13 protein-coding genes are annotated in these 15461 nt (G+C 73.6%); 5 read left to right on the top strand and 8 right to left on the bottom strand.

Features of this window, described 5'->3' with window-relative positions:
- Positions 1 to 3 precede the first annotated feature (3 nt).
- The gene (locus tag ABEB07_RS23670; RefSeq protein ID WP_176149264.1) at positions 4 to 1275 is read right to left on the bottom strand and encodes a HAMP domain-containing histidine kinase; all 1272 of its coding nucleotides are present in this window, start codon (positions 1273 to 1275) and stop codon (positions 4 to 6) included.
- 78 nt (positions 1276 to 1353) lie between these two features.
- Positions 1354 to 2031: a response regulator transcription factor gene (locus ABEB07_RS23665; RefSeq protein WP_020940464.1), complete on the bottom strand. Its 678-nt coding sequence runs from the start codon at positions 2029 to 2031 to the stop codon at positions 1354 to 1356.
- Positions 2032 to 2608: 577 nt separating this feature from the next.
- On the opposite strand from ABEB07_RS23665, the gene ABEB07_RS23660 reads away from it, so the two are divergent.
- On the top strand, positions 2609 to 4105 hold the full coding sequence (locus ABEB07_RS23660) for an oligopeptide:H+ symporter (RefSeq protein ID WP_164586557.1): 1497 nt from the start codon (positions 2609 to 2611) through the stop codon (positions 4103 to 4105).
- A gap of 1106 nt (positions 4106 to 5211) precedes the next feature.
- Here the strand turns inward: ABEB07_RS23660 and ABEB07_RS23655 are convergent.
- A complete protein-coding gene (locus ABEB07_RS23655) occupies positions 5212 to 5760 on the bottom strand; it encodes an ATP-binding protein (protein WP_176149266.1) in 549 nt (182 codons plus the stop codon).
- Between the two features lie 286 nt (positions 5761 to 6046).
- Positions 6047 to 6424, bottom strand: coding sequence for an STAS domain-containing protein (locus ABEB07_RS23650; RefSeq protein ID WP_164589203.1), 378 nt, complete (start codon positions 6422 to 6424; stop codon positions 6047 to 6049).
- A gap of 249 nt (positions 6425 to 6673) precedes the next feature.
- Here ABEB07_RS23650 and ABEB07_RS23645 point away from each other — a divergent pair, with 249 nt between their 5' ends.
- Complete coding sequence (locus tag ABEB07_RS23645) at positions 6674 to 7567, top strand: RNA polymerase sigma factor SigF (RefSeq protein ID WP_176149267.1); 894 nt, start codon at positions 6674 to 6676, stop codon at positions 7565 to 7567.
- Between the two features lie 136 nt (positions 7568 to 7703).
- Here ABEB07_RS23645 and hutI read toward each other — a convergent pair whose 3' ends face one another.
- The 4 genes from hutI to hutU are packed head-to-tail and all read right to left on the bottom strand — an operon-like array spanning position 7704 to position 13229.
- Positions 7704 to 8894: an imidazolonepropionase gene (gene hutI / locus ABEB07_RS23640; RefSeq protein ID WP_345670177.1), complete on the bottom strand. Its 1191-nt coding sequence runs from the start codon at positions 8892 to 8894 to the stop codon at positions 7704 to 7706.
- A 26-nt stretch (positions 8895 to 8920) separates the two neighbouring features.
- A complete protein-coding gene (locus tag ABEB07_RS23635) occupies positions 8921 to 10306 on the bottom strand; it encodes a formimidoylglutamate deiminase (RefSeq protein ID WP_425589067.1) in 1386 nt (461 codons plus the stop codon).
- Positions 10297 to 11514: an allantoate amidohydrolase gene (locus ABEB07_RS23630; RefSeq protein WP_345670175.1), complete on the bottom strand. Its 1218-nt coding sequence runs from the start codon at positions 11512 to 11514 to the stop codon at positions 10297 to 10299. Before ABEB07_RS23630 ends, ABEB07_RS23635 begins: the two co-directional genes overlap by 10 nt.
- Complete coding sequence (gene hutU, locus ABEB07_RS23625; protein WP_345670174.1) at positions 11511 to 13229, bottom strand: urocanate hydratase; 1719 nt, start codon at positions 13227 to 13229, stop codon at positions 11511 to 11513. Before hutU ends, ABEB07_RS23630 begins: the two co-directional genes overlap by 4 nt.
- 431 nt (positions 13230 to 13660) lie before the next feature.
- Here hutU and ABEB07_RS23620 point away from each other — a divergent pair, with 431 nt between their 5' ends.
- The 3 genes from ABEB07_RS23620 to ABEB07_RS23610 all read left to right on the top strand — a co-directional run.
- Complete coding sequence (locus ABEB07_RS23620) at positions 13661 to 14053, top strand: hypothetical protein (protein ID WP_164589196.1); 393 nt, start codon at positions 13661 to 13663, stop codon at positions 14051 to 14053.
- Positions 14050 to 15009: a hypothetical protein gene (locus ABEB07_RS23615; RefSeq protein WP_345670173.1), complete on the top strand. Its 960-nt coding sequence runs from the start codon at positions 14050 to 14052 to the stop codon at positions 15007 to 15009. Before ABEB07_RS23620 ends, ABEB07_RS23615 begins: the two co-directional genes overlap by 4 nt.
- A gap of 13 nt (positions 15010 to 15022) precedes the next feature.
- On the top strand, positions 15023 to 15461 hold a 439-nt coding region (locus ABEB07_RS23610), incomplete at its 3' end, for a roadblock/LC7 domain-containing protein (RefSeq protein WP_345670172.1).

Below are 15461 nucleotides of genomic sequence, written 5' to 3'. Positions count from 1 at the left end.
CCGCTAGCGCACGGTCGGCAGGTCCTCCGCGGTCCGCTTCGGCGGGGGCGTGCGGGACAGGAACAGGCCGAAGACCGGCGGCTGGGCCTGGAGCAGCTCCAGCCGGCCGCCGTCCGCCTCGGCGAGGTCGCGGGCGACCGCCAGGCCGATGCCCGTGGAGTTGCGGCCGCTGATCGTGCGCTCGAAGATGCGGGCGCCCAGGTCGGCGGGGACGCCGGGACCCTCGTCGGTGACCTCCACGACCGCCTGGTTGCCGGTGACGCGGGTGCGCAGCGCCACCGTGCCGCCGCCGTGCATGAGGGAGTTCTCGATCAGCGCGGCCAGCACCTGCGCGACCGCGCCCGGTGTGCCCACCGCCCGCAGATGCCGCTTGCCGGAGCTGACGATGGCCCGGCCCGCGCTGCGGTAGGCGGGGCGCCACTCGGCGATCTGCTGCTGGATGACCTCGTCGATGTCGAAGGTGACCGCGGAGCCGGTGCGCGGATCGCGGGAGTTGGTCAGCAGCCGCTCCACCACGTCCGTCAGCCGCTCGACCTGGGTGAGCGCGACGTTCGCCTCCTCCTTCACCGTGTCCGGGTCGTCGGTGAGGGTGATCTCCTCCAGACGCATGGACAGCGCGGTCAGCGGCGTGCGCAGCTGGTGGGAGGCGTCGGCGGCCAGGCGCCGTTCGGCGGTGAGCATCCGGGCGATGCGCTCGGCGGAGCCGTCCAGCACGTCCGCGACCCGGTCCAGCTCGGGGACGCCGTAGCGCTTGTGGCGGGGGCGCGGGTCGCCCGAGCCGAGGCGTTCGGCGGTCTCGGCGAGGTCGGTCAGCGGGGAGGCGAGCCGGTTGGCCTGGCGGATCGCGAGCAGCACCGCGGCGATCACCGCGAGCAGCGCGACCAGCCCGATGATCAGCAGGGTGCGGCCGACCTCGCGGGTGACGGAGGAGCGCGGCTCCTCCATCCGCACGGTCTCGCCCTGTTCGCCGGTGGCCGTGGAGTGGATCACATCCCCGGTGGGCTTGACGCCGACCTCGATCGGCGCGTGCCCGGGGATGCCGATGACCGCGTACTGGCCCGGGGCCACCTGGTCGCGCAGGATCTCCGCGTTGACGGTCTCCGCGCCCAGCAGCCGGCTGTCGACGATGCTGGCCAGCCGCAGCGCCTCGGAGTCGACGCGCTCCTGCGCGCTGTTGCTGATCGTGCGGGTCTCCACGATCACCAGGGAGACGCCGAAGACGGCGATCACGACGAGCACCACGGCGAGCGTGGACTGGATCAGTCGACGGCGCATGACCTCTTACCTGCCGGGACGGGAGCCTCGGGCCGCTCGGCCCGTCGCGAGCCGGCTCTTGGCTCGGCTCCGGGGGCTCTAGCTCTTCTCGAAACGAAAACCGACGCCGCGCACGGTCGCGATGTACCGGGGGTTGGCCGCGTCGTCGCCGAGCTTCTTGCGCAGCCAGCTGATGTGCATGTCGAGGGTCTTGGTCGACGACCACCAGGTGGTGTCCCAGACCTCGCGCATCAGCTGGTCGCGGGTGACGACCCGGCCGGCGTCGCGCACCAGCACCCGCAGCAGGTCGAACTCCTTGGCGGTGAGCTGGAGTTCCTCGTCGCCCATCCAGGCGCGGTGCGACTCGACGTCGATGCGCACGCCGTGCGTGGCGGGCGGCTGCTGCGGCTCGGCGGCGCCTCGGCGCAGCAGGGCCCGGACCCGGGCGAGCAGTTCGGCGAGCCGGAACGGCTTGGTCACGTAGTCGTCGGCGCCCGCGTCCAGGCCGACCACGGTGTCCACCTCGTCGGCGCGCGCGGTCAGGATCAGGATGGGCACGGTGTGGCCGTCGGCGCGCAGCCGGCGGGCGACCTCCAGGCCGTCCATACCGGGCAGACCGAGGTCCAGCACGACCAGGTCGACACCGCCCTGCATTCCGGCGTCGAGCGCGGTGGGTCCGTCCTCACGCACCTCGACCTCGTAGCCTTCCCGGCGCAGTGCGCGGGCCAGCGGCTCCGAGATGGACGCGTCGTCCTCGGCGAGCAGTACACGGGTCATGGAGTGATGGTAGTCCGCCCGCGCCACCCCCATGGGCGGTGCTGCGGTGTGATCGAATCCGGCCACTCTTACCTTGCCGCCCGGGGGCGGGAGAGCGTCGGACGGGCCGCCACGAAGCCTCCACCGGGTCCTTGCGGGGCGTCCACCGTGACCGGTCGCGACCGGTGAGGCAGGGGTGCGATCCTTGAGAACACCTTCGAAAACACGTGTGCGGTTCCGTTGGTTCCTGTGATCCGCGTCTCAAGTCCTTCCATTTCCGGCACTGTCCTGTCGTATGGTGACCTGAACGCCTGTAGCACGCAGCGGACCTTTGGCGCTCATTAGACGCTGAGGGTCCCTTTTGTGTGCCGGCCGGATCTTTCCGGCCTCGAAAGGAACGACCTAGGGCCGGGCCTCGCTGGACGCACCGTCGCGTTGCGAGGCGTGGATCCCGGTGGCCGCCGTCCGTCGCTCCGCAACCCGGGGCGTACTCCCCTGGGCGTGGGGTGGACGACAGGTCCTGCCGGTGCCGGCCAGCCCCCCACCGGGCGCGCCGTCCGCTCGTCGAAGCGCGCGTCCCGACCAGCAAGGAACGACCATGGCGTCCAGCCTGACGAAGGACTCGGTCCGCCCGGGCACCCCCGGTTCCGCGAAGACCTTCTTCGGCCACCCCCGCGGCCTGGCCACACTCTTCATGACCGAGATGTGGGAGCGCTTCTCCTACTACGGCATGAAGGCCCTGCTCCCGCTGTACCTGGTGGCCCCTGCCGGGCTCCACATGAACGCGGCCACCGCGACCGCGATCTACTCGGTGTACCTCTCGCTCGTGTACCTGCTGGCCCTGCCGGGCGGCTGGTTCGCGGACCGGGTCCTCGGCCCCCGCAAGACCGTCGCCGTGGCCGGCGCGATCATCATGCTGGGCCATCTGACGCTGGCCCTGCCGTGGTCGGGCAGCTTCTTCGGCGGCCTCGGCCTCGTCGCCATCGGCTCGGGCCTGCTGAAGGCCAACATCTCCACGATGGTGGGCCACCTCTACAAGGGTGCGGACGACCCGCGCCGTGACGGCGGCTTCACGCTCTTCTACATCGGCATCAACCTGGGCGCCTTCGCCGCGCCGCTGATCATCGGCACCGTCGGCGAGAACGTGAACTGGCACTTCGGCTTCGCGCTCGCCGCGCTCGGCATGGCGCTGGGTCTGGTCCAGTTCCTGCTCGGCTCGCGCCACCTGGACGCCCGCTCGGACGTCGTTCCGACGCCGCTGTCGGAGCAGGAGAAGAAGGCCACGCTGGCCAAGGCCGCTCTGTGGGCGGGCGTCGCGGTCGTCTTCTACGCGATCGTCGGCTTCTCCGGCGTCTACACCCTGAACTGGCTGCTGGTCCCGATCACCGTCGCCGGTCTGGTCATCCCCGTCCTGGTCATCGCCCGGATCAAGCGGGACAAGGAGCTGGACCGCGCCGACCAGTCGAAGATGAGCGCGTACATCTGGTTCTTCGTCGCCGCGGCCGTCTTCTGGATGATCTACGACCAGGGCGGTTCGACCGTGTCGCTGTTCGCCGAGTCCTCGGCGAAGAACACGGTCTTCGGCTGGGGCTTCCCGGTCTCCTGGTACCAGTCGGTCAACCCGGTCATGATCATGGCGCTGGCCCCGGTCTTCGCCTGGGCCTGGCTGGCCCTCGCCCGGCGCGGCAAGGAGCCGAGCACCGCGGTGAAGTTCACGATGGGCCTGGTGCTGATCGGCGCGTCCTTCTTCCTCTTCCTCGCCCCGCTGGCGATCGCCGACGGCGGTCACAAGGCGGCCGCGATGTGGCTGGTGGCGATCTACTTCGTGCAGACCGTCGGTGAGCTGACGCTCTCGCCGGTCGGCCTGTCGGTCACCACGAAGATGGCGCCCGCGAAGTACGCCTCCCAGATGATGGGTGTCTGGTTCCTGGCCGTCACCGCCGGTGACGCCACGACCGGCCTGCTCTCCATCGCCGGCGTCAACCTCAACAAGACGGGCATCGTGACCCTGGAGGCCGCCCTCGCCGTCGTCGCCGGTGTGGCGGTGTGGATGTACCGCAACAAGGTCAAGCAGCTCATGGGCGACGTCCGCTGACCCGAGCCGCCCCTTCCTCCCCGGAGGGCCACCCCACTCCCCCGACGGGACGTGCGGTGGCCCTCCGGGCGTTTCCGGCACCGCGCCCGCCCTGCCGGGGGGTGAGGCGGCCACGGCGCCCGCCCCCGGCACGGGCGCCCACGGTGACGTACGGCGACTACGGCGCCCGGAGGTGTGCGGCCCCCACCGGCGACGGCACCGGGGGCCGCCCCGGCCGCGAACGCGCCCGCGCCGGTCCGGAGGACCACGGCGACCACCGGGGGCCCCGGTTACGCGCCCCGTGGCGACCGTGGTGGCCCCGCGGACGCCGAACCACCAGCCCGGTTGGCCAGCCGGGCACCCAGGGCCGGCAAGCCGGACCGACCGAGCCGGATCGGAAGGCGGGCACGGCGGAGCAAGCCCCAGCGCCGAGCCGAACGAGCCGAGGCCGGAGACCAGGCCGGGCGGGCAGGGAAGGCCGGGGCGGTGGGTCGAGCCCGAGGGCCGGTGGGGCGGGCCGGTGGGGCGGGCGGCCAGACCGGGCCGGAGCCCGAGCCGGGAGGCCAAGGCGGACCAGGCGAGCCAGAAGACGAGGAAGGCGAGACGAGCCCAAGGCCCGGACCGGACGAGCCACGCCATGCGGGCCAGGCCGGACCGGAAGGCCGGATAGGTGGAGCAAGCCCGAGAGCCGAGCCGGACGAGCCGAGCCAGTGGGGCAGGCCGGAAGGCCGGGCGGCCGAACCAGACCGGAGCCCGAGCCGGGCGGGCGGGCCGAGCCAGGAGGTCAAGCGGACCAGCCGGGCCGAAAACGGGGAAGGCGAGGCGAGCCCGAGGGCCGGGCCGGTGGGGCAGGCCGGGGAGACCGGGCGGCCAAGCCGGCCCCGAGCCCGAGCCGGGCGGGCCGAGCCGAGAGGTCAAGCGGACCAGGCGGGCCGGAAGACGGGGAAGGCGAGGCGAGCCCGAGGGCCGAACCGGACGAGGCGGGGCGTGCGGGCCGAGCCGGGCCGGAAGGCCAGGCTGCCAAGCCGGGCCGGAGGCCGGGCCGGGTGGGACGGGCCGGGGGCAGGTGGGCCCGCCGGGCCGGGGGGTGGCGGGGCCGGGGGCAGGCTGGGGAGTGTCCCGGAGGGCTAGGCGGGGGCGCCCAGTTCTGCCCAGACCTTTTTGCCGGGGATGCCCGGGGCGCGTACGACGCCCCAGTCCAGGCACAGGCGCTGGACGATGAACATGCCGTGGCCGCCGGGGCGGCCGGCGCGGTGCGGGGTGCGCGGCGCGGGTTCGCCGGCGCCGCGGTCGGCGACCTCGATGCGGATCACCTTGTTGTCGCAGACGAGCTCCAGCTCCTCGGGCCCCTCGGCGTGCAGGCACGCGTTGGTGACCAGCTCGGAGACGACGAGGAGCACGTCCTCCGCGGCCGCCCGCTGGTCGGCGCCCGCGGCGGGCAGCCACCCCCACGCGTGCAACGCCTGGCGGGTGAAGTCGCGCGCCATCGGCACGACGCCGCTCTCGTCCGCGAAACTCAGCCTGCGGACCTGACGACCCCCCGACGGAGCCGCCGGCACGGCCGTCGCACCAGCGGACGCACCGTCGTCCGCCGGCACGCCCCCCTCGGACACCCCCGAAGCGCCGCTGGGCTCCGGGCCGCGGTCGCCCGGCGGGTAAGGCCGGGTGGTGCTCATCAGCGCTTCACCTCACCGATTCACCAAGTTCAACGATTCAGAAGTCACTACACATGTAAGGCACTGCACACGCGGACATGTCCGTCCCCGCACACGCCGTCCGGCTCCTCGCCGGCTCCCGGTCCGGGCGACCGGCACGTTCAGGATGTCTCCTGCCCGACCGTTCCCGCGGGACACCCCCGTTTTCCGGCCCCCGAGGCGCGACGCCCGGGACGGGCGGGCCAGGAGGCACCGGTGCGTACGGATGCGTATACGTAGGGAACACGTCGTCTGCTCGGCGGCCGGCTCAGCCGGTCTCTTCGACCAGCGCGTCCTCCAGCGTGTCGTGCACGCTGAAGACGGCGTCCGCTCCGGTGATCTCGAAGACCCGGGCCACCACCGGCAGCATTCCGGCGAGATGCACCCCGCCCCCGGCCGCCTCGGCCTTCAGACGCGCCCCGAGCAGGACGTTCAGCCCCGTGGAGTCGCAGAACTCCAGGCGTGAACAGTCCACCACCAGGCGCGAGCGCCCCTTGTCGAGGCACTCCTCCAGCGGCTCGCGCAGCAGGTCGGCCGTGTGGTGGTCCAGCTCCCCCGCAGGGGTCACGACGGCACTCGAACCTTCCTGCCGTACCTCCACCAGAAGCCGGCCCGACTGTGCACTGCCGACCGTCCCGCGGTCCATGCCGTCTCTCTCCCGGGGTCTTGGCTGCTGACTGACGCCCTCGAACACTACGCCTTCCCGCAGCGCTCCGACACCCGAACAACCGCACACAAACGGACATACTTCCACAGAACGCACTTGCGGCGGCCCCGGGAAAGCGGGTAGGGCTAGTAGAGACACGTACCCGACACGGCCGGCTTTGGAGGCGCCGCACACCGCAGTGCACGAACTGGCTTCGGCAGCCATATGCCGAGAACGATGGAGGACATCATGTCATCCCGGCTCGACGCCTCGCACACCCCGAGGGCGACGTCGACACCCACTCCGGTCCACCTGGAGCCGATCGGCGCAGCGGACGCACTGGCCGGACTCCCGGACATCCCGCCCTACGAGGACGTGGCCCCCGACGACGCCCGGGCCCTGTCCAAGACCCTCTTCGAGCGGCTGGAGTCGCTGGAGGAGGGCACCCACGAGTACGCCTACGTCCGCAACACCCTCGTCGAACTCAACCTCGCCCTGGTCAAGTTCGCCGCCTCCCGCTTCCGCTCCCGCAGCGAGCCGATGGAGGACATCATCCAGGTCGGCACGATCGGCCTGATCAAGGCCATCGACCGGTTCGAACTCTCGCGTGGGGTCGAGTTCCCCACCTTCGCGATGCCAACCATCATCGGCGAGATCAAGCGCTTCTTCCGCGACACCTCGTGGTCCGTGCGGGTCCCGCGCCGGCTCCAGGAACTGCGGCTCGACCTGGCCAAGGCCGGCGACGAGCTGGCCCAGCGGCTGGACCGCGCCCCCACCGTGACGGAACTGGCCGCCCACCTCGGCCTGTCCAACGAAGAGGTGGTCGAAGGCATGGCGGCGTCGAACGCGTACACCGCCTCCTCGCTGGACGCCCAGCCCGAGGAGCACGAGTCGGAGGGCGCGCTCGCGGACCGCATCGGCTACGAGGACCACGGGATCGAGGGCATCGAGTACGTCGAGTCGCTGAAGCCGCTCATCGCCGAACTCCCCTCCCGGGACCGCAAGATCCTGTCCCTGAGGTTCGTCGCCAACATGACCCAGTCGGAGATCGGCGAGGAGCTGGGCATCTCCCAGATGCACGTCTCCCGGCTGCTGTCGCGCACCCTGGTACGCCTGCGCAAGGGCCTCACCGTCGTGGAGTGACCGGGCAGCGTCCCCGACGCCCCCGACGTCCCCGGCATCCCCGCATCCCCGGCGCCTCCGGCGCCGTCTCCGGGCCGCGGGCGGCCGGGACGTCCTGTGCGGCGCCCGGAGGTCCCCGGGCGCCGCACAGGACGGCTCAGACCTCGCGCACCCCGCGCCGCCACACCTGGGAGACCAGCGGCACACCCGGCCGGTAGGCCAGGTGGACGTGGCTGGGCGCGTCCAGGAGGAGCAGGTCGGCGCGGGCGCCGGGGGCGAGGCGGCCGATGTCGTCGCGCCTCAGCGCCGCCGCGCCGCCGGCCGTGGCCGACCAGACCGCCTCGTCTGGTGTCATGCCCATGTCCCGCACGGCGAGCGCGACGCAGAACGGCACCGAGGACGTGAAGGACGAGCCGGGGTTGCAGTCCGTGGACAGCGCCACGGTGACGCCCGCGTCCAGCAGCCGGCGCGCGTCGGGCCAGGCGGCGCGGGTGGAGAACTCGGCGCCCGGCAGCAGCGTGGCGACCGTGCGGCCGCTCGCCAGCGCGTCCACGTCCGCGTCGGTGAGGTGGGTGCAGTGGTCGGCGCTGGCCGCGTCGAGTTCGACGGCGAGCCGCACGCCGGGGCCGTAGGAGAGCTGGTTGGCGTGGATGCGCGGGTGCAGGCCCCTGGCCCGGCCCGCGGTGAGGATCGCGCGGGCCTGGTCGCCGTCGAAGGCGCCCTTCTCGCAGAACACGTCGATCCAGCGGGCGTGGGGGGCGCAGGCGTCCAGCATCTCGCCGGTGACCAGGTCCACGTACGCGGCCGGGTCATCGGCGAAGTCCGGGGAGACGATGTGCGCGCCGAGGTAGGTGACCTCGTCGGTGTGCCGGGCGGCGATGCGCAGGGCGCGGGCCTCGTCGGCGACGGTGAGGCCGTAGCCGGACTTCGTCTCGAACGTGGTGGTGCCCTGGCGCAGGGCCTCGGCGAGGTGGCGGACCAGGCCCGCCTCCAGTTCCTCGTCGCTCGCGGCGCGGGTGGCGGCGACCGTGGTGCGGATGCCGCCGGCGCTGTAGGCCCGGCCGGACATGCGGGCGTTGAACTCCTCGGTGCGGTCGCCCGCGAAGAGCAGGTGGGAGTGGGAGTCGACGAACCCCGGCAGCACCGCCCGGCCGCCCGCGTCGACCCGGTTGTCAGTGGCGGGTGCTTTGCTTGACTCACCGGTCCACACGACGCGGTCGCCCTCGATGACGACGGCCGCGTCCCGGACCAGACCGAGAGGGCTTCCGTCGCCGAGGGAGGGGTCGTTGGTGACCAGCGTGCTGATGCCGGTGATGACCGTGCTGACGGCGGTGTCCGTGCTGCTCATGGTGTCCTCGCAGATGGCGGTGGGGGTCAGCCGTGCAGGGCGGCGACGGCGGCCGTCAGCGCCCGCGGCACGTCGGGTACGAGGGCGTGCGCCCCGTCGCGCACCACGTGCCGCCCGGCCACGACCGTGTGCCGCACGTCCGCCGCGGTCGCCGCGAATACGGCCGTCTCGACGCCGAGCCTGGGCGCCGGCCCCGCGGTTCTGACCGAGTCCAGCGCGACCGTCGTGAAGTCGGCGAGCGCGCCGGGCACGAGGCTGCCCGCCTCGTCCCAGCCGAGGGCCGCGTGACCGTCGGCGGAGGCGGCCCGCAGCAGGGCGGCGGCCGTCCAGTGACCGCGGGTGCGGGTGCGCAGCCGCTCGTTCAGCTCCATCGCGCGGGCCTCTTCGAACAGGTCGATGACGGCGTGGCTGTCGGAGCCCAGGGAGAGCGGGGAGCCGGCGCGCTGGAGGGCGGGCGCGGGGCCGATGCCGTCGGCCAGGTCCCGTTCGGTGGTCGGGCACATGCAGGTGCCGGTCGCGGAGTCGCCGAGCAGCGCGATGTCCGCCTCGGTGAGGTGGGTGTTGTGCACGCCCGTGGTGCGCGGCCCGAGGACGCCGTGGTCGGCCAGGAGCCGGGTCGGGGTGCGGCCGTGGGCCGCCAGACAGGCGTCGTTCTCGGCGGTCTGCTCGGACAGGTGCACATGGAGCGGCGCCCGCCGTTCCTCAGCCCAGCGCGCCACCGTCGCCAACTGGGCCGCGGGCACCGCCCGCACCGAGTGGACGGCGGCGCCGATCCGTGCGTGATCACGGTCCTTGAGAACTGAAGAGCGTTCGGCCCAGGCCTCGGCGGTCCGGTCGGAGAAGCGGAGCTGGTGGTGCTGGGGCGGCTCGCCGAAACCGGCGGACAGGTAGCAGGTGTCGAGGAGGGTGATGCGCACCCCGGCCTCGGCGGCGGCCGCGATCAGCGCCTCGCCCATCGCGTTCGGGTCGGCGTAGCGGGCGCCGCCCGGGGCGTGGTGGACGTAGTGGAACTCGCCGACGGCGGTGACGCCGGCGAGGGCCATCTCGGCGTACACCGCGCGGGCGAGGGCGTGGTAGGTCTCGGGGGTGAGCCGGTCGGCCACCGAGTACATGACCTCGCGCCAGGTCCAGAAGGTCCCGCTGCCGACCTGGACGGTGCCGCGCAGCGCGCGGTGGAAGGCGTGCGAGTGGGCGTTGGCCAGGCCGGGGAGCGTCAGGCCCCGCAGGGGCTCGGCGCCCGGCGGCGGGGCGGTCACGCCGGTGCGGACGGCCGCGACGCGGCCGTCGCGCACGTCGAGGGCGACGCCCGGCTCGACGTGGGTGCCGAGCCAGGCGTGCTCCAGCCAGTACGTCCGCGTCTGCGCGGCGGAGGTCTGCGCGGCGGGGTTCGGCTCGGTGGGGCTCACGTGCAGGCCAGTCCTTCCAGTACGTCGGCGAGCGCGAGCACCCCGGCCACGCAGTCGTCCTCGGCCGCGGACTCGGCCGGGGAGTGCGAGACGCCGGTGGGGTTGCGCACGAACAGCATGGCGGTCGGCACCCGCGCGGACAGGATGCCCGCGTCGTGTCCGGCGCCCGTGCCGAGGACGGGCACGGTCAGACCGGTGTCCTTGCCGAGGACGCGGGCGAGTTCGTCGCGCAGGGCGTGGTCGAACTCGACCACGGGCGTGAAGGACTCGCGGACCACGTCGAGGTCGACGCCGTGGGCGGCGGCGTACTCGCGGGCCGCCTTCTCGATGCCGGTGACCACCGTGTCCAGGCTGTGCTGGTCGGCGGCGCGGGAGTCGAGCCAGCCGCGCACCAGGGAGGGGATGGCGTTGACGCCGTTGGGCTCGACGGCGATCTTGCCGAAGGTGGCGACGGCGCCGGCGAGTTCGGCCTCGCGGCGGGCGGCTAGGACCGTCTCGGCGTACGACATCATCGGGTCGCTGCGGTCCGCGAGGCGGGTGGTGCCGGCGTGGTTGGCCTCGCCGCGGAAGTCGAACCGCCAGCGGCCGTGCGGCCAGATCGCGCTGGCCACGCCGACGGCGTCGCCGGTGAGGTCCAGGGCGCGGCCCTGCTCGACGTGGAGTTCGACGTAGGCGCCGACGCGGGCGAGGCGTTCGGGGTCGGGGCCGATGGCCTCGGGGTCGTACCCGGCGGCCTCCATGGCCTCGGGCAGGGTGATCCCGTCGCCGTCGGTGAGGCGGTGCGCGTCCTCGACCGTGAGCGCCCCCGCGGTCAGCCGCGATCCGACGCAGGCGAGCCCGAACCGGGCGCCCTCCTCGTCGCCGAAGTTGACGATCGCCAGCGGCCTGGCGAACCGCGCTCCCCTGCGGCGCAGTTCGTCCAGGGCCGCGAAGGCGGAGACCACGCCGAGGGGACCGTCGAAGGCGCCGCCGTCGGGCACGGAGTCGAGGTGCGAGCCGGTCACGACGGCGTCCCCGGCGGCCGGGTCGCCGAGCCAGGCCCACTGGTTGCCGTTGCGGTCGGTCTCACAGGCCAGTCCCCGGGTGCGGGCCTGGTCCTCGAACCAGGCGCGGCACTCGGCGTCGGCGCCGGTCCAGGCGAAGCGGCGGTACCCGCCGGAGGCGGAGCTGCGGCCGACCGGCAGCAGCTCCGCCCACATGCTGTGGAAGCTCACGCCCCGTCACCCTCGCGCATCGGGACCCGCACGCCCCGCTCGCCGGCCACCGAGTCGGCGATGTCGTACCCGGCGTCCACGTGCCGGATGACGCCCATGCCGGGGTCGTTGGTGAGGACCCGGCGGATCTTCTCGCCGGCGAGCGCGGTGCCGTCGGCGACCGTGACCTGGCCGGCGTGGAGGGAGCGGCCCATGCCGACGCCGCCGCCGTGGTGGAGGGAGACCCAGGAAGCGCCGGAGGCGACGTTCACCATGGCGTTGAGCAGCGGCCAGTCGGCGATCGCGTCGGAGCCGTCGAGCATGGCCTCGGTCTCCCGGTACGGGGAAGCGACGGAGCCGCAGTCGAGGTGGTCGCGGCCGATGACGATCGGGGCGGCGAGTTCGCCGCTCGCGACCATGTCGTTGAAGCGCTCGCCGGCCTTGTCGCGCTCGCCGTAGCCGAGCCAGCAGATGCGGGCCGGCAGGCCCTGGAAGTGGACGCGCTCGCCGGCCAGCTTGATCCAGCGGGCCAGCGACTCGTTCTCCGGGAAGAGCTCCAGGATCGCCTTGTCGGTCTTGGCGATGTCGGACGCCTCGCCCGACAGGGCGGCCCAGCGGAAGGGGCCCTTGCCCTCGCAGAACAGCGGGCGGATGTAGGCGGGGACGAAGCCGGGGAAGGCGAACGCGCGGTCGTAGCCCGCGAGCTGGGCCTCGCCGCGGATGGAGTTGCCGTAGTCGAAGACCTCGGCGCCGGCGTCCATGAAGCCGACCATCGCCTCCACGTGCCGGGCCATGGACTCGCGGGCGCGGGCGGTGAAGCCGGCCGGGTCCTTGGCGGCCTCGTCGGCCATGTCGTCGAAGTCGACGCCCAGCGGCAGGTAGGCCAGCGGGTCGTGGGCGGAGGTCTGGTCGGTGACGATGTCGATGGGCGCGCCCATGGCGAGGAGCTGCGGGGCCAGTTCGGCGGCGTTGCCGAGGACGCCGATGGACAGCGGGCGGCGCTGGTCGCGGGCCTCGGTGGCGAGCTGGAGGGCGTGGTCGAGGGAGTCGGCCCGGACGTCCAGGTAGCGGTGCTCGATGCGGCGGTCGATGGCGCGGGGGTCGCAGTCGACGCAGAGGGCGACGCCGTCGTTCATCGTCACGGCGAGCGGCTGGGCGCCACCCATGCCGCCGAGGCCGGCGGTGAGGGTGATCGTCCCGGCGAGGGTGCCGCCGAACTTCTTCGCGGCGACGGCGGCGAAGGTCTCGTAGGTTCCCTGGAGGATGCCCTGGGTGCCGATGTAGATCCAGGAGCCTGCGGTCATCTGGCCGTACATGGTCAGGCCGAGGGCCTCCAGGCGGCGGAACTCCTCCCAGTTGGCCCAGTCGCCGACGAGGTTGGAGTTGGCGAGCAGGACACGCGGGGCCCACTCGTGGGTCTGCATCACGCCGACCGGGCGGCCGGACTGGACGAGCATCGTCTCGTCGGCCTTGAGGGTCTGCAAGGTGCGGACCATGGCGTCGAAGGAGCGCCAGTCGCGGGCGGCCTTGCCGGTGCCGCCGTAGACGACGAGCTTGTCGGGGTGCTCGGCGACCTCGGGGTCCAGGTTGTTCTGGAGCATCCGCAGCGCGGCCTCCTGCTGCCATCCCAGGGCGCTCAGTTCCGTACCGCGCGGCGCTCGTACTCCACCAGGGGGCGGCCCGGAGGGCCTCGTTTGAGGGCGGTGGTGGGAGGCGGGCGGGCGGGGTCCTGACATGAGCTGCCTCCTGGCGGTTGCTCCCGAGGGATTGTTTCTGCGTCTATTCACATAGTGGCTCGCTGAATAGACCTAGTCAATACGTTCGGTCGTGGCGCGTGGGGTGCGAGGCCGGGAGGGGCGGGACCGGAGCGCAGCGGGGCGGGGCCCGGGGCGGGAAGAGGCGCCCGGAGCGGAGGGGGAGCGGAAGGGGGCGCTCGGCGCGAAGCTGGGGCGCGTGGGTGGCTGCTCACCACGCCCTACGCGTCCACACGCCGCCCGCGGAACGCCGCGGAGGCGCGGCGCGGGCGCTGGGAAATCCGGGTCAGTCGACCCACGTTAGCCCCTCGGGCGCATGTTCCACTGGAAAATGCCGTAACCCTCACCGCCCCCGTGCACCGTGCGTAGCGTCTGCATCACTCAGCCGAACCCCAGGCGGGAGGGGAACAACGGTGCCCGGAATCGACGAGTGCCTACTGGAAGCCATGCGGCTGCCCGGAGCCAGAGGCGCCGCGCTGGTCGACTGGACGAGCGGCCTGGCCCTGGGCACCGTCGGGGAGTCCCCGGGCGGCGACCACGAGACCACCGCGGCGGAGGCCGCCGAACTGGCCCGGCTCGCCGCCGAGCACGGGGCGTTCGCCGCCGGCGACGACCCCGGCGGCGAGCGGCCCCCGGTGGAGGACCTGATCGTCAGCAACCGGGACAGTTACCACCTGCTGCGGTTCGTGGACACCTCCTTCGACAGCAGCGTGTTCCTGCACCTGTGGCTGACCCGCGCGGAGGGCAACCTCGCGCTGGCCCGAATACGCCTGGGCGAGATGGCCGAGCGGCTGGTGCTGGGATGACCGTGGTCGACACCCCTCCCCCGCTGCCCGTGCGGGACAAGGCCACCGCCGCCGAGCGGGCCTGGGGCGGCGTCTCGCCGATGCTGACCCGGCTCGCCGCGGAACGGGCCACCGGCGTCCTGGTCCGCGAGGGCGGCGCCCTCCACCTCGAAGAGGGCCTGGTGACGTACGCCGAGAGCCCGCTGTCGCTCGGTCTCGACGCCCTGCTCACCGCGCACGGCACCGTACGGGCCGAGGTCTGGAGCGAGGCCCTGTCCCGGGCCGACGAGCACCGCGGCGCCGCGAGGTTCCTGCTGGCCGGCGGCCACCTGACCGAGGGAGCCCTCCAGGTGTGCCACCTGGGCGCGCTCTACGACGCCGCCTACTTCGCGCTCGCCCCGAGCAGCACCCCGGGCCGGTTCCGTTACGGCGTCGCCCACCGGCTCGGCCCCGTCCTGCCGGTGCCGGTCGCCGCGCTGGAGCGCGAGACGCTGCGCCGCCGCGACCTGCTGCACCGCGTCTGGCCCGACCCGCGCCCCGACCACGCGCCGCTGGTGCGGACGCACACCGCCGCCGCGCCCCGGCCCACCGCCCGTCAGCAGCGCCTGCTGGACCGGCTCGACGGCACCCGCACCGCCGCCGACCTGGCCCGGGAGCTGGGCCGGCAGGCGTTCCACACGCTGGTGGACGTACGCCGGCTGGCCGCGGCCGGCCTGCTCGCGCCCCGCCCCGAACCCGTACCCGCCCCGGGACCGGCGACGCCCGCCGCCGCCACCGCAGCGCCGCACCCGTCCTCCGCGCCGCACCCGGCCTCCGCACCCGACGCCGAACCGCGACGGCCTCCCGCGGCCGGCGCGCCGCCCCCGGCCCTCGCCGACCCGCCGCCGCCCGGCCTCACCGAGCGGCTCGCACAGCACGCCACCGACCCCCACATCACGCTGCTGAAGAGGCTCAGGGATGCGCTGGAGGCCCTTTGAGAGGAGACACCGGATGGCAGCCGAGCCCGAGATCCTGGAGGAGCTGCGCAGGCTGCGCGCCCGCGTCCCGCAGCTCACCGGCGCCCTCGCCGCGAGCGTGGACGGCCTGGTGCTGGCCCACGACACACCCGGAGTGGAGGCCGAGAGCCTCGCCGCGCTGACCGCGACGGCGCTCGGCGTGTCCGTGCGCCTGACGGACGTGACCGGCCAGGGCGACCTGCGCGAACTGCTGGTGCGCGGCGTCCACGGCTACGTCGCCACCTACGCGGCCGGTCGCACCGCCGTGCTGACGCTGCTCGCTGAGGACCGCGTCAACGTCGGCCGCCTCCACCTGGAGGGCCGCCGGGCCGGCGCACGTATCGGCGAACTCGTCGACGCCGAGGCCACGGCTCGCGGCGTCGGCCCGGCGGCCGCGCGCACGGCGAAACCGGCCGCACCCCGGCCCGCCCCGC

The organism is Streptomyces similanensis (assembly GCF_039543625.1).
Classification (GTDB): domain Bacteria; phylum Actinomycetota; class Actinomycetes; order Streptomycetales; family Streptomycetaceae; genus Streptomyces; species Streptomyces similanensis.
Note: the sequence above shows the minus strand (reverse complement) of the source record. Positions and strands in the feature narration are given on the sequence as shown.